The organism is Paraburkholderia sabiae, assembly GCF_030412785.1.
GTDB classification, from domain to species: Bacteria; Pseudomonadota; Gammaproteobacteria; order Burkholderiales; family Burkholderiaceae; genus Paraburkholderia; species Paraburkholderia sabiae.
On the sequence record NZ_CP125295.1, the window covers coordinates 184,855 to 210,604 of the forward strand.

The 25,750-nt window shown below is 65.4% G+C and carries 18 protein-coding genes; 12 read left to right on the forward strand and 6 right to left on the reverse strand.

Annotated features, from left to right (window positions below; all coding sequences use genetic code 11):
- The first annotated feature begins 127 nt into the window (after positions 1–127).
- The 9 genes from QEN71_RS00845 (at position 128) to QEN71_RS00885 (ending at position 14,264) form a co-directional block, all read left to right on the forward strand.
- The gene (locus QEN71_RS00845; RefSeq protein WP_201661024.1) at positions 128–1,234 is read left to right on the forward strand and encodes an OpgC domain-containing protein; all 1,107 of its coding nucleotides are present in this window, start codon (positions 128–130) and stop codon (positions 1,232–1,234) included.
- A complete protein-coding gene (locus QEN71_RS00850) occupies positions 1,231–2,940 on the forward strand; it encodes a tannase/feruloyl esterase family alpha/beta hydrolase (RefSeq protein WP_201661022.1) in 1,710 nt (569 codons plus the stop codon). Before QEN71_RS00845 ends, QEN71_RS00850 begins: the two co-directional genes overlap by 4 nt.
- Positions 2,941–3,189: 249 nt before the next feature.
- A complete protein-coding gene (locus QEN71_RS00855; protein ID WP_201661020.1) occupies positions 3,190–4,053 on the forward strand; it encodes an STAS domain-containing protein in 864 nt (287 codons plus the stop codon).
- Positions 4,054–4,062: 9 nt separating this feature from the next.
- Positions 4,063–4,419 (forward strand): STAS domain-containing protein, encoded by a 357-nt coding sequence (locus tag QEN71_RS00860; RefSeq protein ID WP_201661018.1) that lies wholly within the window; start codon positions 4,063–4,065, stop codon positions 4,417–4,419.
- Positions 4,420–4,438: 19 nt separating this feature from the next.
- Positions 4,439–4,864 (forward strand): anti-sigma regulatory factor, encoded by a 426-nt coding sequence (locus QEN71_RS00865; RefSeq protein WP_201661016.1) that lies wholly within the window; start codon positions 4,439–4,441, stop codon positions 4,862–4,864.
- Complete coding sequence (locus QEN71_RS00870; protein ID WP_201661014.1) at positions 4,849–6,027, forward strand: ATP-binding protein; 1,179 nt, start codon at positions 4,849–4,851, stop codon at positions 6,025–6,027. Before QEN71_RS00865 ends, QEN71_RS00870 begins: the two co-directional genes overlap by 16 nt.
- A gap of 57 nt (positions 6,028–6,084) precedes the next feature.
- Positions 6,085–7,554, forward strand: coding sequence for a sensor histidine kinase (locus tag QEN71_RS00875; RefSeq protein WP_201661012.1), 1,470 nt, complete (start codon positions 6,085–6,087; stop codon positions 7,552–7,554).
- Positions 7,551–9,221 (forward strand): response regulator, encoded by a 1,671-nt coding sequence (locus tag QEN71_RS00880; RefSeq protein ID WP_201661010.1) that lies wholly within the window; start codon positions 7,551–7,553, stop codon positions 9,219–9,221. The genes QEN71_RS00875 and QEN71_RS00880 overlap by 4 nt, the downstream gene beginning before the upstream one ends.
- 141 nt (positions 9,222–9,362) lie before the next feature.
- Complete coding sequence (locus QEN71_RS00885) at positions 9,363–14,264, forward strand: response regulator (RefSeq protein ID WP_201661008.1); 4,902 nt, start codon at positions 9,363–9,365, stop codon at positions 14,262–14,264.
- A gap of 15 nt (positions 14,265–14,279) precedes the next feature.
- Here QEN71_RS00885 and QEN71_RS00890 read toward each other — a convergent pair whose 3' ends face one another.
- The 5 genes from QEN71_RS00890 to QEN71_RS00910 all read right to left on the reverse strand — a co-directional run bounded on the left by QEN71_RS00890 (position 14,280) and on the right by QEN71_RS00910 (position 19,750).
- Positions 14,280–15,248 (reverse strand): Csu type fimbrial protein, encoded by a 969-nt coding sequence (locus QEN71_RS00890; protein WP_201661006.1) that lies wholly within the window; start codon positions 15,246–15,248, stop codon positions 14,280–14,282.
- Positions 15,249–15,250: 2 nt separating this feature from the next.
- Positions 15,251–17,692 (reverse strand): fimbria/pilus outer membrane usher protein, encoded by a 2,442-nt coding sequence (locus QEN71_RS00895; protein ID WP_201661004.1) that lies wholly within the window; start codon positions 17,690–17,692, stop codon positions 15,251–15,253.
- A gap of 124 nt (positions 17,693–17,816) precedes the next feature.
- Positions 17,817–18,644: a fimbrial biogenesis chaperone gene (locus QEN71_RS00900; RefSeq protein ID WP_233472135.1), complete on the reverse strand. Its 828-nt coding sequence runs from the start codon at positions 18,642–18,644 to the stop codon at positions 17,817–17,819.
- Between the two features lie 97 nt (positions 18,645–18,741).
- The gene (locus tag QEN71_RS00905; protein WP_201661002.1) at positions 18,742–19,251 is read right to left on the reverse strand and encodes a Csu type fimbrial protein; all 510 of its coding nucleotides are present in this window, start codon (positions 19,249–19,251) and stop codon (positions 18,742–18,744) included.
- A 175-nt stretch (positions 19,252–19,426) separates the two neighbouring features.
- Positions 19,427–19,750, reverse strand: a complete 324-nt coding sequence (locus QEN71_RS00910) for a hypothetical protein (protein ID WP_201661000.1) — start codon at positions 19,748–19,750, stop codon at positions 19,427–19,429.
- Between the two features lie 198 nt (positions 19,751–19,948).
- Here QEN71_RS00910 and QEN71_RS00915 point away from each other — a divergent pair, with 198 nt between their 5' ends.
- From QEN71_RS00915 to QEN71_RS00925, 3 genes are all read left to right on the forward strand, one after another.
- Positions 19,949–20,563, forward strand: coding sequence for a DUF2239 family protein (locus QEN71_RS00915; protein ID WP_201660997.1), 615 nt, complete (start codon positions 19,949–19,951; stop codon positions 20,561–20,563).
- Positions 20,564–20,904: 341 nt separating this feature from the next.
- Complete coding sequence (locus tag QEN71_RS00920; protein ID WP_201660994.1) at positions 20,905–22,455, forward strand: methyl-accepting chemotaxis protein; 1,551 nt, start codon at positions 20,905–20,907, stop codon at positions 22,453–22,455.
- Positions 22,456–22,628: 173 nt separating this feature from the next.
- Positions 22,629–23,936, forward strand: coding sequence for a solute carrier family 23 protein (locus QEN71_RS00925; protein ID WP_201660991.1), 1,308 nt, complete (start codon positions 22,629–22,631; stop codon positions 23,934–23,936).
- Between the two features lie 60 nt (positions 23,937–23,996).
- Here QEN71_RS00925 and QEN71_RS00930 read toward each other — a convergent pair whose 3' ends face one another.
- Entirely contained in the window at positions 23,997–25,661 is a 1,665-nt protein-coding gene (locus tag QEN71_RS00930) for a Na+/H+ antiporter (RefSeq protein WP_201660989.1), read from the reverse strand.
- Between the last annotated feature and the right edge of the window lie 89 nt (positions 25,662–25,750).

The window sequence follows — 25,750 nt, forward strand, 5'->3', positions numbered from 1 at the left end:
GCCTTTCACCTCCCTAACCACCGGGAACATTCCCGCGCCCAACCGCGACTAATCCACGTAAACCCGAAACCGATTCAAAGAAACGCTCGCGCAAACATCCCAGGCAAAGCCCCACCCCGAGCTCCCCATGCCCAACAATCCCCGCTCGATCGAAGTAGATTTCTTCCGAGGGATCGTACTGATCGTGATCGTGCTGGACCACATTCCGGGGAGCGTCTTACAGCACCTGATGCTGCACGCCTACGCCCTATGCGACTCGGCCGAAGTGTTCGTATGCCTGGGAGGCTATGCCTCAGCAGCAGCCTACAACGCGGTGTTAACAAAAAAAGGCCCCAAAGCCGCCCAAACCCGCTTCCACAAGCGCTGCTGGGAGATCTACAGGGCATATCTACTGACAGCGCTCCTAACGCTGCTTTCAGGCGCAATCCTTCAGCGCCTGCACCTCAACCGCCCGATGGTCGAGCTAACCGGCTGGCCGACCTTCGCCGCAGCCCCAATCAAAGAAGCCTTCGAAATCGCGACGCTCAGACGCCAGCCGTACCTGTCAAGCGTCCTGCCGATGTACGTCCTCTTCGCGCTAACCGTGCCGCTCATCGTCCCGCTCGCGCGAAAATCCCCGCTGACAGCACTCGCCCTGAGCGTGACCACATGGGCGCTAGCCATACCGCTAGCGAAACTCTTCGCGATCGACGACGTCAGCGACTGGGCCTTCAATCCTTTCGCCTGGCAGTTGATGTTCGTAATCGGTATCCTTTGCCGCGAACACCCGGTCCCAACTGACATCCAGGAATCCCGCACCGGTCGCTGGTTAACCAGAATCGCCATCGCAGCCGTGCTAGCCTTTGCAGTAACCAAACTGTTCATCCTGACCCAGCCGTTGCCCGGCCACCTGAAACAGAACCTGTCGATTGAACGCGTGATCAACTTCCTCGCCATCGCCTGGCTCGCAACCGGGCTCGTCCGCACGGGCGTCATCGCCAGGCTCGCGCGCCGCATGCCCGCCGTCGTCAAGGTCGGGCAGACGGGGCTCGTCTGTTTCGTCGGCGGCACGCTGATTTCACTGACCGTCGATACCGCCACGCCGCGCAGCCTCAGCGGCCTGAGTCACGGCCTCGCCGCACTCGCGGGCGATCTGGTCGCAATCATCGCCGTACTCTTGCTCGCGCGTTTCTGGAACGACTGGAAAGGTCCGACGCAGCCGCGCGCGGCCGTCCGCGGAGCCGACTGTCGATGAAGCGCGGTTCCGCATGGCCGCGTGCGGCGCACAAGCTCGCACGCACCGCGCTTCTGTGCAGCATCGTCGCGAGCGCGCACGCAGCAGACTTAAGCACGACCGAAAGGCCTAACTCGCCAGAACAGCCAGAAGCCCAGGCAAAAAAGCCGCCGTTCGCCACCCGCTGCACGGACCTGAACGGCATCTGGCTCGAAGCCGACGCCATCGCGATTCCCACGCACGGCGCGCATGTCGAAACGGCTACGCTGATTTCCGCACAAACGCCCGGCAACGGCGCGGGCGAGTTCTGCCGCATCACGGGCGTCATCCGCGCGCTCAAGGGCACGACGCCCGATATCCGCTTCGACCTGAACCTGCCGCGTCGCTGGAATGGCCGCGCGTTGCAGGTCGGCGGCGGCGGCTACAACGGCACGGTCGTCACGGGCATCGGCGTGATGCCGTTCTCGCCGATCCGCGCACCGCTCGCGCAAGGCTACGTCACGTTTGGCGACGACTCGGGCCACGTCGGCAATTCGTCGCTCGCGGTATTCGGTCTCGTCGATGAATCCGTCGTCAACTTCGGCTACGCGCATCTGAAGAAGACGCACGACGCGGCCCTCGCGCTGATCGCGCGCATGTACGGCCATCCGCCAGGCCGCACGTATTTCGCGGGCGGTTCGACGGGCGGCCGCGAAGGCTACACGGTGATGCAGCGTTTCCCCGACGACTACGACGGCGTAATCGCCGATTCACCCGCGCTGAATTTCTCTGGCGTGCGTCTGATCGGCGTGCGCGTCGGTCAGGCGGAATACGCGACGCCAGGCGGCTTCGTGCCGCCCGCGCTACTGGAGCGCGTCTATCAGAAGTCGCTCGAAGTCTGCGACAAGCTCGACGGCGCGGCGGACGGCATCGTCAGCGATATCGCCGAATGCCGTCAGCACGAAGCCGAAATCATCGACGCGCTGCGCTGTCATCGCGGCACCTCTTACGCTCACGAAGGCGGCTGTCTCAGCGACGCGCAACTGTCGACGCTCAACGTCCTGCGCGACGGTTTGAAACTGCCGTACAAGCTCGCCTACGACGTGAGCGGCTATCGCGGATACAACGTGTTTCAGGGCACGCGCTTCACCGGCGCGCTCGGACTCGGCCGCGATCCCGTGCGGCAAACGTCGCCGACGTTCGCGGGCAACGGTTATCTGTTCGCACAAGGCGACGGCTACGTCCGCTACTTCGTCGCGCAGGACGCCACCTTCGATTCGCTGAAGTTCGACGTGCAGCATCCCGGCAAATATCAGAAGCAGCTTGTCGCGCTGTCGCAGACCATCGGCGCGATGAATCCTGACATCGGCCGCTTCATCGCGAAGGGCGGCAAGCTGATTACGATGCAAGGTCTCGCCGATGAAGTGATCAGCCCGAACCAGACCATCGGCTACTACGATCGTCTCGTCGATCTGTATGGCGACGAGCGCGTGAACGCATTCATGCGTCTCTACATGGTGCCGGGCTTCCAGCATGGCGGCGGCGTCTTCATTCCATCCGTCGATCTGCTCGGCGCACTCGACAACTGGGTGACGCGCGGCATCTCGCCGGAAACCCTGCTCGCCACCGATATCGCTCCGCCGACCAACGGTCGCTCGCGTCCGTTGTGCCGCTATCCGATGTATCCGCGCTATCTCGGCAAGGGCAATCTCAACGACGCGAACAACTTCGTTTGCAGCGAACCTTAAGCCTTCAACGTCAGACGAAATCGCGTCGCGAAGACCTTCAGATAGCCCGTCGCGCGCCGCACATTTCGGCCCTCATTTTTATGCGCAACCGTGCATCGCACCTGTAGTATTGGGCGATCGTGCGGCAAGGCGCTGCTATCTGCAGTCATCAGTACGCCTTCCGGTAATGTTTGCGCACATATGCCGCGCGCGAACAGTTTGCACGCAAACAATCGAGCAAAATTTACCTGACCCGTTTCCGGAGACCTTATGAACGCATCGAAAAGCGCGGCTCTTGTCGAAGTGCTGACGCGTCATCGCGACACGTTGCTCGCCGACTGGTTGAATCAGCATCTATCGATTGCGCTGCGCCGCGGGTTGACCACGGAAGCTGAGATGAACGATCAGTTCCGTAACTTCCTGAACGTCTTCTCCGAGACGCTCGCGAAGGCCGACACGCTCGACGCGAGCCGTCCCGAATGGGAAGCCGTGCGCGCCTTTCTCGCCGACATGTCCGCGCATCGCGCGCGCCAGGGCTTCACACCCGTTGAAACGGCAACCTTCGTGTTCTCGCTGAAGCAGCCTGTCTACGCGCGCCTGCGCGACGAGTTCGACTCGAATCCGCAGGAACTCGCCGAAGTAAGCTGGACGTTGAACCTGCTGCTCGACTCGCTCGGTCTCTTCACGACGGAAGTGTTCCAGCGCAGCCGCGAAGCGATCATCGCGCGTCAGCAGGAAGAACTGCTCGAACTGTCGACGCCCGTCGTGCAATTGTGGGAAGGCATTCTCGCGCTGCCGCTGATCGGCACGCTCGATTCCGCGCGCACGCAGGTCGTGATGGAAAGTCTGCTGCAGAAGATCGTCGAAACGGGTGCCGCGATTTCGATCATCGACATCACGGGCGTTCCGACGGTCGACACGCTCGTCGCGCAACATCTGCTCAAGACGGTCGCGGCCGCGCGTCTGATGGGCGCGGACTGCATCATCAGCGGCATTCGTCCGCAGATTGCGCAGACCATCGTGCATCTCGGCGTCGACCTGACCAACGTCATCACGAAGTCGACGCTCGCCGATGCGTTCATCGTCGCGCTGCAAAAAAGCGGGTCGAGCATTTCGGCACGCGTCGCGAGCTGAGGTGAGCACATGGATCGCATTCCAATCCTGCGGATGGGCGATTGCCTGATCGTCGCGATTCAGGTGGACATGCACGACCGTCTCGCCATCGCGCTTCAGGACGATCTGACGGCGCGCATCGTGAAGGACAAGGCGAAGGGCGTGCTGATCGACATCTCGGCGCTCGATATCGTCGATTCCTTCATCGGCCGCATGATCAGCAACACGGCGGCGATGGCGACCGTGCTCGATGCGCAGACGGTCGTGGTCGGCATGCAGCCGTCCGTCGCGATCACGCTGGTCGAGCTGGGGCTCACGCTGACCGGCGTGCGCACGGCGCTCGACGTCGAACGAGGCATGGCGCTGCTCAAGCAGCGACAGCGTTGACCAAACGGGGCGCTTACACATGAACTCATTCGGCGTAGTGGTGACATCGACTGTCGAAGTCGGTCTGCGCTCGGATCAGGAGATCGTCAGGCTGCGTCAGATCGTGCGCGACGAAGCCATTGCACAAGGCTTCTCACTCGTCGATCAGACGAAGTTCGTCACGGCCGCGAGCGAACTGGCACGCAACACGCTTCTGTACGGCGGAGGCGGCGACGCGACGCTCAACGTGTTGCTCAACGGCACGCGCAAGGGACTCAGACTGACCTTCGTCGACCAGGGCCAGGGCATTCCGGATATCGAGCGCGCTTTGCAGGACGGCTTCACGAGCGGCTCGGGCCTCGGCCTCGGGCTTGGCGGCGCGCGGCGTCTGTGCGACGAATTCGAAATCCAGTCGGAACCAGGAAAAGGCACGACGGTGTCGATCACCAAATGGAAACTTCGCTGAGCGGTCTGCGCGCGATGCATGCGTCGTTCGAAATTGCCGACGCAAGCAGCGTCGCTTTCGCACGGCGCGGCGCCAACGATGCCGCGCAGAAGGGCGCGCTGAACGAAACGGATCAGGGCCGCGTCGCGCTGATCGTGACGGAAGCCGCGACCAACATCCTCAAGCATGCGCAGCACGGCGAACTGCTGGTGCGCGTGCTGCCTGCGGACGCGGCGGGCACGCTCGCTCCCGGCGTCGAGATCATCGCGATCGACAAGGGACCGGGCATGCAGGACGTGGGTCTCGCGTTTCGCGACGGCAGCACGACGGCGGGCTCGCCGGGCACGGGACTGGGCGCGATCCGGCGTCTGTCGGAAGAGGTGTCGGTGTATTCGCAACCGCGTCTCGGCACGGTGCTGCGCGCCGTCGTGCGCAGCCGCGCTTCGGGCGATCGCGCCGCGGCGGGCGCGATGCGGGCGGCGGCGGGCACCGACATCGGCGGCATCTGCGTGCCTTATCCTGGCGAATCGGTGTGCGGCGACGCGTGGGGCATCGAAGCGGATCAGCACGGCCTGACCATCACCGTCGCCGATGGACTCGGCCACGGTCCCGACGCGCATGTCGCGTCGGCGGGCGCCGTCGATGTCGCGCGGCGGCGCGCGGGCCGTTCGCCCGCCGCGCTGATGGAACTCGCACACGGCGCATTGCGTTCGACGCGCGGCGCAGCCGTCGCCATCGCGCGGCTCGATCTCGCGCGTTCGCAACTGGAGTTCGCGGGCACGGGCAACATCTCGGCGGCGATCTTCAACGCCGGCAGACCGACTTTGATTGGCGGCGGTTCGTCGCGCGGGACGAGCGTGGCATCGTCATCGACATCGGTATCGGTATCGTCATCGGACGGCGCGCGCGACAGCTGGCAGCTCACGTCGCGCAACGGCATCGTCGGCCACACGATGCGCGATTCGCAGGAGTTCGCCGTGCCGTGGCCGCGCAATGCGCTGCTGATCCTGCATTCCGACGGCATCGGCACGCGTTGGGATCTGGGGGCGTATCCGGGCCTGCATCTGCAGCCGGCCGTGATGATCGCCGCGGTGCTGTATCGCGATTTCTCGCGCCGTCGCGACGACGCGACCGTGGTCGTCGTCAAGGCCGATCAGCAGCAATCTTTCATGGGGCAGACGTAGCGCGCTAGTGCACCCACTAATGCGCCCGTTCTTGGTTTTCGGGAGTACATTTCGAGCATGACGACCCCTATCCTGCGCATCCGGCTCGGAGCCGAAGAAGATGTCGTAGCGGCGCGCCGCAAGGCTCGCGCGATCGCCGCGGGCTTCGGCTTCTCGCAACTCGACCAGACGCGTATCGCGAGCGCGGTATCCGAGATCGCGCGCAACGCATTCGAGTACGCGCGCGGCGGCGAAGTGACGTTCGCGTTCGACGGCGCGGCGCGGCCGCAAGCGCTGCTCATCGACGTGCGCGACAAAGGGCCGGGTATCCGCGATCTCGAATCGGTGCTGGACGGCACCTATCGCTCGCCGACGGGCATGGGCTGCGGCATCGCGGGCAGCCGCCGGCTGATGGACCGCTGCGAGATCGAATCGTCGGCGCAAGGCGGCACGGTTGTGTCGATGGCGCGCTTTCTGCCGAACGACCGCCCCGACATGCCCATCACCGGCATCGACGCGATCATGCGCAGCCTGATACAGCAAACCACGGTGAATGGACGCCCGCAGCATGAAACGACGGACGAAGCCGCGCGCCGTTCGTTCGAAGAACTGCACGAGCAGAACCGCGAACTGCTGACCACGCTGACGGAACTGCGCGATCGTCAGGACGAACTCACGCGCCTCACGCAGGAACTCGAAGCGACCAATCGCGGCGTGGTCGCGCTGTACGCGGAACTCGACGAGCGTGCCGACGAACTGCGCCGCGCCGACACGATGAAGTCGCGCTTCCTGTCGAACATGAGCCACGAGTTGCGCACGCCGCTCAGTTCGATCCGCGCGCTGTCGAACCTGCTGCTGAATCGTCTCGACGGCGATCTTTCGGGCGAGCAGGAACGCCAGGTGCTACTCATCCGCAAATCGGCCGAAGATCTGTCCGAAATCGTCAACGATCTGCTCGATCTGGCCAAGATCGAAGCGGGGCGGACGGAAGTGACGCCGGTCCGGTTCAAGGCCACGGGGCTCTTCGCGGCGCTGCGCGCGATGCTCACGCCGCTTCTGACGGATCCGGCGGTGAAGCTGATCTTCGAGGACACACACGGTTTGCCATCCATCTTCGCCGACGAACCCAAGTTGACGCAGATACTGCGTAACTTTGTCTCCAACGCGCTCAAATTTACCGAGCACGGGGAGATTCGCGTCGGTGCGCGAATGGAACCGGATGGCGAGCACGTGACGTTTTCCGTGGCCGATACGGGAATTGGTATCGCAGAGGAACACCAGCAGGTGATCTTCGAGGAGTTCGGTCAGGTGCAGAACCATCTGCAACAGCGGGTCAAGGGAACGGGGCTCGGCTTGCCGCTGTGCCGCAAGCTCGCCGCGCTGCTGGGCGGCTATACGGGTGTCGACAGCAAGCCGGGCGTCGGCTCGACTTTTCATGTGACGCTGCCGCTCGAGGCCGAAGCGGCAGCCGGACCGGACGCTCGACGCGCCGACGTCGTGCATGACGCGCCGCGCGGCCCGTTCATCGCACACGGAGGCGCCTCATGACGGTTGCCGCTCCGCTGATTCTCAACGTCGACGACAACGACGGCGCGCGTTATGCGAAAACGCGCGTGCTCGTGCATGCCGGTTTCGAGGTGATCGAGGCGGCGACGGGCCAGGGCGCGCTCGATCAGGTGCGCTCGCACAGTCCCGCAATCGTGCTGCTCGATGTGAAGCTGCCCGATATCAGCGGCATCGAAGTCTGCTCGATTCTCAAGCGCGATCCGCAGACGCGCTCGACGCTGATCCTGCAGACGTCGGCGGCCGCCGTGCAATCGTTCGACAAGGTGCGCGCGCTCGACGGCGGCGCGGACAGCTATCTGACCGAGCCGATCGAACCCGCCGAACTCGTCGCGAACGTGCGCGCGCTGCTGCGGCTGCATCGCGCGGAAGAAGCGTTGCGCGACGCGGACCGCCGCAAGGACCAGTTTCTCGCGACGCTCGCGCACGAACTGCGCAATCCGCTCGCGCCGATCCGCAACGCCGTCGAATTGATGGACCCGCGTTATCACGCAACCGAAGACGCCGTGCACGACGCACGCATGATCGCGCGCCGACAGGTCGAGCATCTGAGCCGGCTGGTCGACGATCTGCTCGACGTGTCGCGCATCACGCACGGCAAGATCGCGCTGCAGATCGAATGCGTGCATGTCGATGCCGCCGTCGCGACGGCCGTCGAAGCGAGCCAGCCGTTCATCGCGAAGAAGCAGCACACGTTGCGCGTCAACGTGCCGGACAAGTCATGCATGATTTACGGCGACCCGATCCGTGTCGCGCAGGTGATCAGCAATCTGCTGTCGAACGCGGCGAAGTACACGCCGGAAGGCGGCGTGATCGAACTGGACGTCAGCGCCGCCGACGGCAACGTGACGGTCCGCGTGCGCGACAACGGCATCGGCATTCCATCGAACGAACTGGCCGACGTGTTCAATCTGTTCATGCAGTCGGAAGATTCGCTTGCGCGCTCCGAAGGCGGGCTCGGGATTGGCTTGTCGCTGGCGAAGACGCTTACCGAATTGCATGGCGGCGCGATCGAAGCGTTTTCGGCGGGACTCGGGATGGGCTCGGAATTCGTCGTGACGCTGCCGATGGTGATTCAGGAAGCCGCCGTCGAACCCGAGCCGGCGACAGCCGGCGAAGCGGCGGATACGCCGCGTGCGAATCACGCAGACACGTCCACTACCGCCGAACAGCTGGCTGACAAAAGCGGCGCACGACGCCGCGTGATGGTCGTCGACGACAGCGTCGACGGCGCGGAATCAATGTCGATCCTGCTCGAAATGCTCGGCCACGAAGTGCGCGTGATGTACGACGGCGCGGCGGCGATTGCGGCCGCAAGCGAATTCAGGCCGGAGGTCGTGCTGCTCGATATCGGGCTGCCGGTCATCGACGGCTATCAGGTCGCGCGCGCGTTGCGCGCCGAGCCCGCGACGGCGGGTGCGTTGCTGATCGCGCTGACAGGCTATGGCCAGGACAGCGACCGGCAGCGCACGCGCGACGCGGGCTTCGATCATCACCTCGTGAAGCCCGCTTCGCTCGACGACATCGAGCGCGTGATCGCGGCGGACGGCGCGGGCGGCGTGCCGCGCAATCCCGGCTCGACCGCCCAGCCGGATGCGGCCCAGCCAAATGCGGCCCAGCCGAGTGCGGCCCAACCCGACGTGACGGAGTGAACGCGTATCGGGCGAAACACGGCGATAGCAGGCGACGAGCGCAGCACACACAGACCACGGTCCGGGCACCGGCGAACAGCGCGAGGCCGGTAACGGCCGGACGGACGAAAGCAATACGGCGGGACATTTGAGGTTGCGTCGATGAAACCGGATAACACGATGGCGAGCGCTCCCACTGAGGCGGACGCGGCGCTCGCGGGCAGTGCGGCCTCCAGCTTTCTGGCTGGCGGCGGCGAAATGGGAAGCCTGATGCGAGCGTACGACTGGCGCGCGACGCCGCTCGGCGCGCCCGACCAATGGCCGCAAAGCCTGAAGACGGCGATCCGCATCATGCTCACGTCGCGCCAGCCGATCTGGATCGGTTGGGGGCCGGACCTCATCTTCTTCTACAACGATCCGTACAAGTCGATCATCGGCGGCAAGCATCCCGACGCGCTCGGGCAGCCGACGTCGGTCGTATGGCGCGAAATCTGGGGCGACATCCAGCCGTTGCTGCAGACGGCGCTGACGGGTATCGAGGGCACGTTCGTCGAGCAGAAGCTCCTGATCATGGAGCGCAACGGCTATCCGGAAGAAACGTACTACACGTTTTCCTACAGCCCGATTCCCGACGATCACGGCGGCACGGGCGGCATCATCTGCGCGAACAGCGACGACACCGCGCGCGTGCTCGGCGAACGCCAGTTGCGGCTGCTGCGCGAAATCGGCAGCGCGACGCGCGACGCGCTGTCGTGGCACGAAGTCTGTGCAGGCAGCGTACGCGCGCTCGCAAGCGATCCCCACGACGTCACGTTCGCGCTGTTCTATCAGACGGAGCCGGGCAACGCCGCGTCGCTGGCGGCCACCTGCGGTATCGCGGCAGGCCATCCCGCCGCGCCGCCCGTCCTCGACGCGCGCGATGCCGCGTGGCCGTACCTCGACGTGCTGCGCAGCCAGCAGCTGGCTATCGTGCCGGATCTCGCCGAACGCTTCGGCGCCCCGCTGCCTTCGGGCGCGTGGCAGCGGCCGAGCACGCTGGCGGCCGTGCTGCCCGTGCAGCCTTCGGGGGAAACGGGGCGAAGCGGCGTGCTCGTGGTCGGACTGAATCCGTACCGGCTCGTCGACGACCACTACCGCTCGTTTCTCACGCTGGTCGCGCGGCAGATGGGCGCGGCGCTCGGCTACGCGGACGCCTACGAAGAAGAGCGGCGGCGCGCGGAAGCGCTCGCGGAAATCGATCGCGCGAAAACGACGTTCTTCTCGAACATCAGTCACGAGTTCCGCACGCCGCTCACGCTGATGCTGGGGCCGCTCGAAGAAATGCTCGCGCGGCCCGACGCCGCGAATCCGGGCGACCGGCAACTGATCGAAGTCACGCATCGAAACGGCTTGCGGCTGTTGAAGCTCGTGAACGCGCTGCTCGATTTTTCGCGCATCGAAGCGGGGCGGATCGAAATTCATCCGCAGCCGACCGATCTCGCCGCGTTCACCGCGGACCTTGCCTCGCTGTTCCGTTCGGCCATCGAATCGGCGGGGATGAAGCTCGAAGTCGATTGCGAACCGCTGCCGCATCTCGTGTCGATCGATCGCGAGATGTGGGAGAAAGTCGTCCTGAATCTGCTGTCGAATGCGTTCAAGTTCACGCTCACGGGCACGATCGCGGTGAGTCTGAAAATGGCCGACGACGGTGCCATCGAAATGAGCGTCGCCGATTCGGGCATCGGCATTCCCGAGCACGAGGTGCCGCGCCTGTTCGAACGTTTTCACCGCGTCGAGGGCGCGATGGGCCGGTCGGTCGAAGGCAGCGGCATCGGGCTCGCGCTCGTGAACGAACTCGTGCGGCTGCAGGACGGCTCGATTCATGTCGAAAGCGAACTGGGCGTCGGCACGCGTTTCACGATCGTGCTGCCGCCGGCGATTGTGCTCGATCCCGCATCGAGCGACGCCGCGCGCGCGACGATGAGCGCCAACGCGCAAAGCTACGCCGACGCCGCGCGGCGCTGGCTGCCCGACGCGCCGATGGCCGCCGATGCCGACGACGCGAGCGCGCTGCCGGGCGCGGGCAATGCGCCGCTCGCGCTCGACGGCGAAGCGACGGGCAAGCTGCTGGTTGTCGACGACAACGCCGATCTGCGCGACTACATGCGGCGCATTCTCTCGGCGGCGGGTCATCAGGTGCATGTCGCCGCCGACGGCGAAGAAGCCCTCGCCGCCGCGCGCGAATTGCAGCCCGAACTGATCGTCTCCGACGTGATGATGCCGAAGCTCGACGGCTTCGGTCTGCTGCGCGCACTGCGCGCCGACGACGATCTGCGCGAAACGCCTGTGCTGCTGCTGTCGGCGCGTGCGGGCGAAGAAGCGAAAGTGGGCGGCCTCGAATCAGGTGCTGACGATTATCTGATCAAGCCGTTTGCGGCGCGTGAACTGCTCGCGCGTGTCGCGGGCAATCTGCAGCTCGCGCGTTTGCGACGCGAAACGGGCAACCGTCTGCGGGAGGAATCGCGCACGCTCGAAATCCTGAATCGCGTGGGCACGGTGGTCGCGGCGGAACTCGATCTGAACCGCGCGGTGCAGGTCGTCGTCGATGCTGCGACGGAACTCACGGGCGCCGCGTTCGGCTCGTTCTTCTACAACGTGCAGGACGACAAGGGCGGCAGCTACATGCTGTACACGCTGTCGGGTGTGCCGAAAGATACGTTCGCGAAGTTTCCGATGCCGCGCAACACGGCCGTGTTCGCGCCGACGTTTCTGGGCGAGGGCATTGTGCGTTCCGACGACATCACGAAAGACTCGCGCTACGGACGCAACCCGCCGCATCGCGGGATGCCCGAAGGTCATCTGCAGGTGCGCAGCTATCTCGCCGCGCCCGTCATATCGCGTACGGGCGAAGTGCTCGGCGGGCTCTTCTTCGGGCATCCGACGCCGGGCATGTTCTCCACGCGCTCCGAGCGCTTCGTCGAAGGTATTGCCGCGCAGGCCGCGACGGCCATCGACAACGCGCGTCTCTATCAGGCCGCGCAGCGCGAAATCGCCGAGCGCACGAAGGCGGAAGAGGCGCTGCGCGAACTGAACGAAACGCTCGAAGGGCGCGTGATCGAAGCCGTCGCGGATCGCGACCGGCTCTGGGACGTGAGCGAGGATCTGCTGGTGGTCGCGGGCTTCGACGGCGAATTGCAGCGCGTGAGTCCCTCGTGGACGCGCCTGCTCGGTCACGACGTGCACTGGCTCGCGCTGCAATCGTACTTCTCGCTGATTCACGCCGACGACCTTCCGCTCGTCAAGGCGCATCTCGGCGAATTGCGCCGCACGGGCGCGCCGATGCGCTTCGAAAACCGTATCCGGCATATCGACGGTTCGTGGCGCTGGATCGCGTGGACGCTTTCGCTCGATCCCGATACCGAGCGCATTCACGGCGTGGGCCGCGACGTGACGAGCGATCGCGAAACGCAGGAAGCGCTGCGCCACGCCGAAGAAGCGCTGCGCGTCGCGCAGAAGATGGAAGCGATCGGCAAGCTGACGGGCGGCGTCGCGCACGACTTCAACAATCTGCTGCAGGTGGTCGGCGGCAATCTGCAACTGCTCGCCGACGATGTCGCGGGCAACGAACGTCCCGCGCAGCGCGTGCGCAACGCGCTGGCGGGCGTCGCGCGCGGCGCGAAGCTGGCGTCGCAACTGCTGGCGTTCGGCCGCCGTCAGCCGCTCGCGCCGAAGGTGGTGAACCTCGGGCGCTTCGTGCGCGGTCTCGACGACATGATGCGGCGCGCGCTCGGCGACGGCATCGAGATCGAGACCATCGTGTCGGGCGGCTTGTGGAATACGCTCGTCGATCCGTTCCAGGTGGAAAACGCGCTGCTCAATCTCGCGATCAATGCGCGCGATGCAATGGACGGCCACGGCAAGCTGACCATCGAGGCGGGCAACGCGTCGCTCGACGATGCCTACGCGAAACGCCACGCCGACGTCATACCCGGCCAGTACGTGATGGTCGCCGTCACCGACACGGGTTCGGGCATGTCCGCCGATGTGCAGGAGCATGTGTTCGAGCCGTTCTTCACGACCAAGCCCGAAGGCCAGGGCACGGGCCTCGGCCTGAGCATGGTGTATGGCTTCGTCAAGCAGTCGGGCGGTCACGTGAAGATCTATAGCGAGCCGGGACACGGCACGACGATCCGCCTGTACCTGCCGCGCGTGCGCGAAGAAGAGGATCTCGAAACGATCGTCGACGCCGGTCCCGCGAAAGGCGGCGCGGAAACGATCCTCGTCGTCGAAGACGATGAAGACGTGCGCACGACGGTCGTCGAAATGCTCTCGGCGCTCGGCTATCGCGTGCTGAAGGCGAAGGATGCGCAAAGCGCGCTCGCAATCGTAGAAAGCGGCGTTCCCATTGATCTGCTGTTCACCGACGTCGTGATGCCGGGGCCGCTGCGCAGCACCGAACTGGCGCGCAAGGCGCGCGAGCGTCAGCCGGGCATCGCGGTGCTGTTCACGTCGGGCTATACCGACAACGCAATCGTGCATGCGGGACGGCTCGACGAAGGCGTCGAACTGTTGAGCAAGCCGTATTCGCGCGAAGCGCTCGCACGCAAGATCCAGCATGCGCTGCGCGTGCAGTACGCGAGGCCGGACGGCGTGACGCTGCAGGCGGAAGACTCGCAGACGGTGCGGCTCGTCGATCACGGCAACAATGTGACATTCGACGCGATCCGCAATCTGCGCATCCTGTTCGTCGAAGACGACGAGCTGGTTCGCGTGAGCACGGCGGAACTGCTGCGCACCTTCGGCATCGAGGTCGCGGAAGCGGCGAGCGCGGCGCAGGCGCTGAAGTTGCTGCACGAAGCGAGCTTCGACGTGCTGCTGACGGATATCGGGCTCGCGGGCGCGTCGGGCGTCGATCTCGCGATCGATGCCATCGCGAACGAACCGGGCATCCGTGTGATCTTTGTCACGGGCTCCGATGCGGCGCTGTCGCCGGAACAGCAGCTGCAATTGCAGGGCGCCGCGCAACTGCGCAAACCGTACGATCCGCTCGACCTCGTCAACGCGTTGCGCGCGTGCGTCGAATGAAGGGCCGCGTGTGGTTCAGTAGGTGATCGTCGCGATCACGGTGTCGATGTAGGTGCCTGCCTGCGGCGTCGTTTGCGGCAGCACCCGCGCGTAGACGGTGATGCTTTGCGACGATCCCGTGCCTGTGCCCGCGAGCGCCGTCGTGCCGTTCGTGCCGTCGCCCCATGGCAGCGAGTAGCTCGCGTTCTGATACAACTGGTAGTGAACCTTGTCGCTGCCGCCGCTGCGCGTCATCGCGCGATCGGCGACGGTCGCGCCGCTGCCCGCGCCTGACGACAGCGCGATCGAATACGCGTCGTTCTTCGTGCATGCGACCGTCAGCGTGCCCGTCGCCGTGAGCGTCGAATTGAGCACGCCCGCCGTGCCGAAGTTGATGTTCGTCGACGCGATCGTGCAGTCGTTGATGACGTTCGCGCTGACGGTGAAGCTGAACGTGCTGCTCGGCGACGTCAGCGACGCGCACGCAGGCGCGATCAGCAGATACGCCTGATAGTCCAGTTCTGCCTGCAACGCGCCCGCGAAGGTCGATGCATACGGACCCGCGACGAGAGCGGTTTGCGACGCGGGCACGCGTCCGTAGACGGTGAGCGTGGCGGAGCCCGAGCCCGACAAGCCGTTTTCGTTGACGTCGATGGCGATGGGCTGATAGGTGGTCGAGCCGCGCGAGCCCCACACCGTGCTGCCGCCCGATGCCGTGTAGAGGTTGTATTGCAGCTGGCTCGTGCCGTTGAGCGCGATACGCGGCAGGTAGGTGCTGCCGCCGCTGCCCGTGCCGATGTTCACGCACGCGCGCACGGGCAACGCGGACATGCCCGTGCAGTTGATCGTGATCGTCGACGATGCGCTCGCCGTCGTGCCCGCGACGGGACTCACCTGGCCGAAGTTCAGGTTCGACGCGACGGCCGTACATGTTTGCGCCGACGCGAGGCGCGGCATGCAGACGAACCACATCGCGAGGAAGACGATCCACAACGCGCGCCTCATGATCAACGCGCCTTGCAGGTGAACGGGCCGAGCGTCGGCAGACCGCTGCCGCTGCGCCTGAACGGCACGTCGACTTCGCACGGTCCCTGCGCGGACGTCGACGTGAAGGCATTCGTTGCGCGCATGTCGTCGATGAACGCAAGGCCGTCATAACCGACCACGTAGCGCTTGCCCGTTTCCTGTTGCGTCAGCACAGCGCCCGGCGGCAGCGGCTTGCCCGCCGTATCGACGACGATCAGCTGCGCGCCCGTGAAGTCCCGCAGCGCGAAACGCGCGAGCACGCCCGCGCGCGATTGCGGCGCGAGATTCAGGCGCGTCGTCGCGACGGACGTGTCGGCGGGCAGGTCGAGCGGATCGATCGCGAGATGATTGGGCTCGTAGGCGACGAGGTCGGGCACGAGCAGATGACCCGCGCCGTTCGTCTCGCCGATCACCCGGTTTTCGTGCAGCACGGGCACATGCGATACGCCGTCGGTGGAGACGAGCGCGAAAGCGTCGTCGATGCGGCGGCCCGCGAGCACGTCGCCCGCCATCAACACTACCGAACCCGACGCGTCCACTTCGCCATACGTTCGCGAGCCGACGTTCGCGACGCTGCCGATCAGATCACCGTAACGGCCGCGCCACGTCGCTTGTGCGAGCGACTGCTGCTCGCCGTTCTGACGTGACGTTTGCACCTGCCAGCCGAGGCCGCCGCCATAGTCCGGCGTGCGCGTGACGGCCGCGCCGAACAGCGGCTTGCCGTGATCGGTGCCCGCGTTGACGCTCGCGTTCACCGAGCCGCCCAGCAGGAAGCTCAGCGCAACGAACACGCCTGTATTTCCCGTATCGCCGAAGTCGTGATACACGCTCGCCGAGAGCGACGTGCTTGCGGGCAAGGTCGTCGTCCATGCGAGCGAACCGATGCGCGAATCGCCGTAGTACGGATCGTCGAGACCGACGAGGCTCGCGCTCGCCGTGCTCGACGAGCCGAACAGACGGAACGGCACGGCGACCGTCGCGCGATACGTCGTGCGCGGCACGGGCGTGCCTTCCGCTGCCGCGAGATCGCTGTAGTGCGGCGTCGCGTGCTGCGCCTGGAGATCGATCGACAGCGACGGAATGTGCCATTGCCAGCCAGCCGAGAATTGCGCGCCGCTGCCGCCGGGCGTCGGCGGCACGCCGCCTGGCGACGTGTTCGTCGTGCCTTCGACAAAACCGATGCCGACAGGCACGCCCGTCGTGTTCGACAGGCCCGCGGCAGGCAGATTGCGCGCAAGCGAGCCGTCGCCGCCATTGCCTGCGCTGCCCGCCACCGAAAAATTCAGCACGCCCGCGCTGCCCGCTTCGAACAGCGCGCCGACGCCCGCGTTGTAGACGCCGCGCGTCACTTCGCCGTGCGTTTCGAGCGTGATGCGCGACGTCACGCCATGCCGGAACGATACGGATAACGAAGGATCACCCGCATAGTCGAACGAATTCAGTGCGTACGAACGGCGCATGAAGCCCGCTTCGATCGAAAAATCCGTGAGGCCGGGCGCGAGCAGGCGGGCGTCGATGTAGAGCGGCACCGTCGTCATCACGCTGCGGCCGAGCACGTCGCGCGTGACGATCACCGCTTCGCCCGCGCCGTTGATCGCGGGCACGGCGTTGATCACGAACGGCCCGGACGGCGCCGCGCCGGTGAACTGGCGCACGTTGTTGACGTAGAGATCGACGGCGCTCGGCACGGCGGACGTGCCCGCGAGCGTCGGCACGGGATAGGTGATCAGGTCGGGCCGCAGCGTGAAATCGCGCGACACCTGCGCGCCGCCGAGTCGCACAGGACGCGTCCATGTCAGCGACGACGAGATCGTGTCGCCGACGCGCGTCGTCACCATCGTGTCCTGATTCGAATGGCTCCACGTCGTGTCGAGCCGCACGTAGCGATGCAGATTGCGATACCAGTACGCGGTGCCTGTGTTGTCGAGCAGGCCGCCCGGATAGAAGAAGCGTTCCTCGCTGTAGAGGCCGTATTGCGTCGGCGAATTGGTCTGCGCGCTGAACTCGTAGTTGATCACGAGTCCCGTGCCGCTCACCGATACGGGCGGCCGCGCGGGACTGTTCTCGAGCGTGACGGGCTGGCGGCGTGCGTCGACGACCTGCAGATCGATCTGCTGATGCTCGGGACGGTACGTGTAGCGCAAGCCCGGAATCGTGCCGAGGGCGATCAGGCCGTCCTTGCCGGGCGGCGGCAGGTCGTCGGTGCGAATGCCGACATCGCGCAGTTCACTCGCCGTCGTGTAGATCATCGCGTCCGTGACGACGAAGTGGGCGATCTCCTTCGTCGATTCGCCGTTGATCTTCACTTCGAGATAGACGTCGCCGTTCGACGGCGCCGCCGTCGCGCCATTCGGCGCCATGCCCGAAGGCGGCACGGGCTGCGCGGCGACACTGAGCGGAGGCGTCGGTCCGGGCGTGCTCATGGTGACGCCTGCCGGCGTGCCCCAGGCCTGCGCGCACAACAGCGGCCACGCCATGCACGTACAGGCGCTGTAGACGGCTGCGTGGATTGCACTGTGCCCGCGGCGGCATGGCATCGATCCACCGTCAGCGCGCGGGCGTGCTGTCGCCCGGCGGCGGAGCGGTGTGCGCGCTTCCGTCCGATTCCACGCGCAGTTGCGCCGTCACCGGCTGCCCGTTCACGACGGCCGACAGCGTCGCCTCGCGTGCATCGGCGGGCGCGTGGACGACGGGCCAACGGCGCGTCGCGTGTGGCAGCGCGTAGCCGAGCAGGCCGGGAGACAGCTGCGTCGACTGACCGTCGCGCCAGGTCAGCTTCACCTTGCTCAGTTGCGCGTGCGTCGCGTCATGGTTCACTGCGCGCAGCATCAGGACGGACGCGGACGGCGGCTGCGCGTTCTCACCCGTCGCGGTCCGTTCGAGCGCGAACTGGACCACGGGCGGCTTGCCGTCGAGCGGCGCGCCGACGAACACAGGCACCGAATAGCGCAACTGCATCCGCACGCCCGTCGCGTCCGCGCCCTGTCCGTTGGGAATCTCGTCGATCAGCAGACGATACGTTTCCTCGCCGCTCACGTTGCTTTTTGTGACGCGCAGGATGCGCACCGTCTGATCGGCACCCGGCGCGACCTGAACGATGGGCGGACTCGCGACGATGTCGTCGGTGCGTTCGAGGTGATCTTCGTCGGCGGTCTGGCTCCACGCGAACACGCGCACCTGTGCATTGAGCGGTGTCGCGCCGACGTTGTGCAGCGTGAGGACGGCGGCGGGGCGGTCGGCGGCGAGGTCGAGACGGATCGGCGTGACCTGCAGCGCGGCGGCGTGCGCGTTGCTCGCGTGCAGGATGGCAGCGCAACTCACGCAGGCGAGAAACAACGCCCGCGTCATCCGATGCGCGGGCGTTTGTTTGTCCACGTCTGTGTCCCGTCGCGCCGCGACCGTCAGCAAGGCGCGGCGTAAAGCGCACCCAGCGGGCCGGCGCGCGGCCCGTTTTAACGGCATGGTCATGGCGTCAGAAGGTGACGGTCGCGGTGACGGTCGAGGTGTACGTGCCCGCGGCCGGCGTGTTCTGCGGCGCGACGCGCCCGTACACGGTCAGCGTCTGCGCGGCGCCCGTGCCCGTGCCGGCCGCCGTGTCGGTGCCGACCGTTTGTCCCCAGGTCAGCGAGCGCGCCGAATCGCGATATAGCTGGTACGCGACGGTCGGCACAGGCGTCCCCGTTCCGCCGAGCAGCCGGTTGGCAACCGTCGAACCCGTCACCGAGCCCGCGTCGAGTCCGACCGTGTACGGCGCGCCGTTGGAGCAGGTGACGGTCAGCGTGCTGGTCTGGTCGATGTTGGCGGCGATCACGCCGGACGTGCCGAAGTTGAGGTTCGTCGCCGAGATCTGGCAGTCGGTCTGCAGAGTCAGCGTGACGGTGAAGGTGGTCTGACGGGTCGCGGCATACGCGTTGAACGGAACGACGGGTGCGGCAGCCAATGCGACAGACAGACACGGAACGACCAGGTTGCGCCAGCGCATCGGATATCTCCTCAGAGCCCTCGAGCGCATCCGGCGCTTTTTTAGGGCGACGATCCGATTATGAAGTTCGCTGGCAGACCAAAATGTAACTATTTGTTAGATTTGGCCGAGAAGTAGGACAAAACCATGCTAACGGCATGCTTTGTCGCATATCTTGCTAACTTTATGCGATTTGCTAGAAAGCAATTTCTACCGATCCATCGCGCGACGCCGTGGCAAAAACAGCGGATCGCGGCTCGGTTGCGCTCGCGAAGTAGTTGCCTCGATAGACGCGAAACGGCGCGCCCGCCGAACAGGCGACTTGCGGTGTCGCGTCGTCAGTATTCATCGTGCAGACGTCGCGGATGGTGAGCGAAATCTGGATCTCGCTGCTGATGGTCGCGGCGCGCGCGGTTTTCTCGATGGCGGCGGGCGAGAGGCAAACCAGCGCGGCCAGAGTGAGCGCGCCGAGACGTCCCGTCAGCGCTGACGGTCGACCTGGATGATGGTGGACGAACATGGAAACAACCCCGTACGAATGATGCCGCGATAGCCGGTGGCGATTTTTTGTGGTCGCGGCCTTGCTCTTGTTAACGGCAATGCGGGGTGGGTTTTGAGTTCCCTGTGGCAGATGAGAATTTTATCCGGACGATATTGCTTTTTATATTTATACCCGGATAAAATGCGCGCATCGACTTCACACGATGCGAGGCATCACATGACCCATTCCATCACCTGCACGGCTTTCGAAGGCGTCCGATGCGTCGCGTCGGGCGCATTGCCGGACGTCGCGCTGGCTGTCAAAGCCGCCATGGAGCGCGACGCGGGCGCGTCCGTCCTGATCTTCGACGATCTGACCAGCCGCCTCATCGAACTGGATCTGCGAGGTTCCGCGAGCGATGTGCTCACGAGACTGGCCCCGCAGGGCGCACTCGATTCCGAGCCATCCGGCGACACGGCTTCGGCATCACGCGGCCGAGGCCGTCCGAAACTCGGCGTGGTCGCGCGCGAGGTCACGCTGTTGCCGCGGCATTGGGAATGGCTGAACGCGCAATCGGGCGGGGCGTCGGTGGCGCTGCGCAAACTGGTCGACGCGGCGCGCGTCGCAAGCGAAGGGAAGGATCGCGCGCGGCAGGCGCAGGAAGCGGCGTATCGCTTCATGACGGCCATGGCAGGCGACCTGGCCGGCTACGAAGAAGCGACGCGCGCGCTGTATGCGAACGACGCCGCGCGCTTCGACGCGATGACGGCCGCATGGCCCGTCGACGTCCGCGATCACACGCGCAAGCTGGCGAAGTGTTCGTTCGATGTCGACGTTTCAGCGAACGCGTGACGTGTCGCCACAAAACCGACGGACGAAAAAAACCGCTCATGCCGGGGAGCATGAGCGGAAAGTCGGAGAGTTACAACATCGCTTGCGCTACTCAATCGGGGTCACGCAGCCGTTGAAGTGTAGGGAGCGGGACATACGCTCCGATATCAGATAACTCCCAAAGCACCGCCGCAAACGTCTGATTCGACAGCACGCCGGAGCACTTCGCGCAAACCCTCATGCCGGCTTTCTTATGTCGTGGATCCATTCATCAAGTCCGCATAACGGACGCCGTAAAGCAATGCAGCCTGCCGGCCCGCATTGCCTGCCCATCCGGCTGATGAACTGTCGAGGATCGCATCATGAAGTGGTTTGACCGCATGTCCGTCTGGAAGAAGCTGCTGATCGCATTTGCAGTCGTAATCGGTTTTGGTGTCGCCGTCGGCGCGGCGGGATTGTCGGCGCTGGCGTCGATGCACGGCATCACCGAAGAAATCTCGAGTCGGCACATGGACGGCCTCTACTGGATGGAAGAGGCGAATCGATACAAGATCGACACCGATCTCGACGCGGCCAATCTCGGCTACGCGCCCGACGAAGCCGCGCGCCAGAAGCTGAAGGACGACATCCTCGTGTCGCTGAAGAACATGCACGACGCGTACGCGCGCTATCGCGAGACGATTGCGGGCGCGGACGGCCAGACGCTCTACGACGACGTGCTGCGCAAGACGGAAGGATGGGAAGCGATCGTGCATCAGCAGATTGGCTTGAAGCCGGTGCCCGCCGGCGTCGACAACGCCGAACTGGTGCGCCGCGCGATCGCCGCGAGCGAGGCGCTGCGCGACAGGATCGTCGTACTGATCGACTATCGCCGGAAGCAGGCGAACGCCGCGCAGCACGAAGCCGGTGCGGAATACGCGAACATGCGCGTCGTGTTGTCGCTGCTGGTGCTGGCGTCGATGGTCGTAGGCGCGGCGTTCGCGTGGCTGATCGCGCGGCGTCTGACGCGTCAGCTCGGCGGCGAGCCCGACTATGCGATGAAGATTGCGAGCCGGATCGCGGCGGGCGATCTGGCCGTGCACGTCGACACGAAACCGGGCGACACGACGAGCCTGCTGCACGCGCTGGCCAACATGCGCGCGCAGCTGGCGGCGATCGTCGGCAAGATCAGCGAGTCGAGCGAATCGATCCTGCTTGCATCGGGCGAAATCGAGCAGGGCAACACGGATCTGTCGCAGCGCACCGAGGAACAGGCCGCGTCGCTGGAAGAAACGGCGTCGAGCATGGAGCAGCTGACGGCGACCGTCCGCCAGAACGCCGACAACGCGCAGCAGGCGGGCGGCGTTGCGCGAGGCGCATCGGAAGTGGCGGTGCGTGGCAGCGGCCTCGTCGGCGATGTGGTGGAAACGATGCGCGAACTCGCGTCCGGTTCGAAGCGGATGACGGACATCATCGGCGTGATTGAAAGCATCGCGTTCCAGACGAATATCCTTGCGCTGAATGCCGCCGTCGAAGCGGCGCGCGCCGGCGAACAGGGGCGCGGCTTCGCGGTCGTCGCGGGCGAAGTGCGCGCGCTCGCGCAACGCAGCGCGGTATCGGCGAAAGAGATCAAGGAGCTGATCGAAAGCTCGACGTCGCGCGTCGACAGCGGCGCGGTGCTCGCCGAGCGCGCGGGCCGCACGATGGCGGAAGTCACGCAGGCCGTGCAGCGGATGACGGACATCATGAGCGAGATTTCGGCGGCGTCGAGCGAGCAGAGCACGGGCATCGAGCAGGTGAACCGCGCCGTCGCGCAGATGGACGAAGTCACGCAGCAGAACGCCGCGCTCGTCGAGCAGGCGGCCGCGGCGGCGGGCGCGATGGCCGATCAGGCGCGGCATCTGAAGACGGCCGTCGCGGTGTTTTCGCTTTGATACAACACTAAATCGGAGCAGTCGCGCGCAGCATTTTGCGCGGCTTGTCAGCGCCAGGCGCTCTCCGTACACTCGCGCGTAGTTCAAGAATCGCATCCTGGACCGCGCCGCCGTATTACGCATCCACGCGGCGCTCCATACAAGATCTACGCCAATAGAGGAGAACCCCCGCGATGGCCGATTCCTATTTTCCGCGCTGGCGCGTCCAGCCAAAAAGCGTCGAAGGGCGCGTCGTCAATACCGACGAACGCCTGCCCGCGCCGCAGATGTTCGCCATGGGCATCCAGCACGTCGTCGCGATGTTCGGTTCGACCGTGCTCGCGCCGCTGCTGATGGGCTTCGATCCCAATCTGTGCATCTTCATGTCGGGTATCGGCACGCTGCTGTTCTTCGTGCTGGTCGGCGGCCGCGTGCCGAGCTACCTCGGTTCGAGCTTCGCGTTCATCGGGCTCGTGATCGCGATCACGGGATACACGGGACAAGGTCCGAACATGAACATTCCCGTCGCGCTCGGCGGGATCATCGCGTGTGGCGTGGCTTACGTCGTGATCGGGCTGATCGTGTCGGCGATCGGCACCGCGTGGATCGAAACGCTGATGCCGCCTGTCGTGACTGGCTCGATCGTCGCGGTGATCGGTTTGAATCTCGCACCGATCGCGGTGAAGGGCGTGAGCGGCAGCGCGTTCGATTCGTACATGGCGCTCGTCACTGTGCTGTGCGTCGGCGCCGTTGCCGTGTTCGCGCATGGCATGTTGCAGCGTCTGCTGATTCTCGTCGGTCTGCTGATTGCCTACGCGATCTACGCGGTCGTCACGAACGGCATGGGCATGGGCAAGCCGATCGACTTTTCGATCGTCGCGAACGCACCGTGGTTCGGCATGCCGCATTTCATGGCGCCCGTCTTCAGCGGTCAGGCGATGGCGCTGCTCGCGCCCGTCGCGGTCATTCTCGTCGCGGAAAATCTCGGCCACATCAAGGCAGTCAGCGCGATGACGGGGCAGAACCTCGACGGCTACATCGGCCGCGCGTTCATCGGCGACGGTCTCGCAACGGTGCTGTCGGGCTTCGCGGGCGGCACGGGCGTGACGACGTACGCGGAAAATATCGGCGTGATGGCCGTCACGAAAATCTACTCGACGCTCGTGTTCGTGATCGCCGCGCTGATCGCGCTGGTGCTCGGCTTTTCGCCGAAGTTCGGCGCCGTGATCGCGACGATTCCTGGCCCCGTGCTGGGCGGCGTGTCGATCGTCGTGTTTGGTCTGATCGCCGTGACGGGCGCGCGCATCTGGGTCGTCAACAAGGTCAACTTCTCGGACAACCGCAATCTGATCGTCGCGGCCGTGACGCTCGTGCTCGGCGCGGGCGATTTCTCGCTGAAGTTCGGCGGCTTCGCGCTCGGCGGCATCGGTACCGCGACGTTCGGCGCGATCATTCTGTATGCGCTGCTGCGTCGCAAAGGTCCGCAAGAGCCTGCTGTCTGAGCGATAGCGGCACGGCTTGCCTGTAAAAAAGGGCGCCCATCGAGGCGCCCTTTTTTACGTCTACTTCTTCCCTTTGCCGCGCGTCTGCAGCGCGGTTTCCGACAGATCCACTTCGCGCATCAGCTTGTTCAGCGTGTCGTCGTTGATCAGCTGACTGCCGCGCAGTTCGAGCAGCGCCGAGCGTTCCGCGCGCATCGCCGCGAGCTTCATCTGGAACTCCAGCGCTTCGCTGCGCCGCGCGTTTTCGGCGGGTCCGACATCGTCGTCGAGCGTCGCCAAGCGGCGGCGATAGATGTCCATCACGCGCGCCGTCACATCGGCGGCATGCGCGGACGCGGCTTCGTCGCATTGGGCCGTCGCCGTTTCGTGAAAGTCGTCGACTGCGCGAATCGCGGCCTGCGCCGCCTGGATGCGCGCCGTGCGCTCTTCGGCGGCATGCGGATCGGGGCGGCGGCGCGCGCCGTTCATCAACAGCGGCAAGCCGACCACGGCGACGAACAGCGACACGAGAATCACGCCCGACGCGATGAAGATGGCGAGATCGCGTCCCGGCAGCGGCTGTCCGTTCGACAACGCGACGGGCAGCGACAGCACACCCGCGAGCGTCACCGCGCCGCGAACGCCCGCGATCGTCGTCATCGATACGGTGCGCAGACCGGGCACCGCATTCGCGACGCCGTGCTTTGCCGCGCCGCGGCTCGCGAACCAGCGCAGCAACCAGACCCACACGAAGCGCAGCGCGTACAGCGCGAGCGCCACGGCCACGACGTAAAACATCAGCCGCACTTCGGAGCCACTGGCTTCTTCGTGCGCGTCGAGCAGCGCGCGTCCGATGATGTGCGGAAACTGCAGCCCCAGCAGAATGAAGACCATGCCGTTGAAGATGAACTCGATCATCGTCCACGTGACGCTCGCCCGCACGCGCGCCGATGCAGGACTGGTGCGCGCGAACGTCGACGAGTTCATCGTCATGCCCGCGGCGACGGCGGCGAGAATGCCGGAGAACCCGAAGTGCTCGGCGAACAGATAGGCGGCGAACGGAATCAGCATCGTCATCACGACGCCGGGCGCGGGGTCGCCTTCTTCTGTGAGGTTGAGAAAGCGCGTCGACGCGAAGCTGAAGAGCCACGCGACGGCTGCGCCCGTCGCGAGTCCGCCCGCTGCGATGATCACGAAACTCACCGATGCATCGCGCAGCGAGAACACGCCCGTCAGCGCGGCCGCGACGGCGAACTTCAGCGCGACGAGGCCCGATGCGTCGTTCATCAGCGCTTCGCCTTCGAGGATATGCATCAGGTGATCGGGCAGCCGGTTGCGGCCCGCGATGCCCGACAGCGCGACGGCATCCGTCGGCGACAGCACGGCGGCGAGTGCGAACGCGACGGGCAGCGAGATCGACGGCACCATCGCATGAATGAAGTAGCCGACGGCGACGACCGTCAGGAACACGAGGCCGAGCGCGAGCATCAGGATCGCGCGGCGCTGCATGTAGAACTCGCGCTTCGGAATGCGCCAGCCGTCCGCGAACAGCAGCGGCGGAATGAAGAGCATCATGAAGAGTTCGGGATCGAACGTGACATGCAGGCCGAGGCGCGGCCACGCGAGCAGCGCGCCGAACGCGATCTGCACGAGCGGCAGCGGCAGCTTGAGCGGCACCAGCCGCACGATCACGCCCGAAGCGGCGACGGCGAGCAGCAGGATCAGAACGGTGAAGACGATATCCATCAGAAGCGGGCGGGGTGTGGGGAAACAGACGGCGGCACGCGCGAGGAAGGACGACTCTCGGGTTGACACCTCGATACGGCACCTCGCGC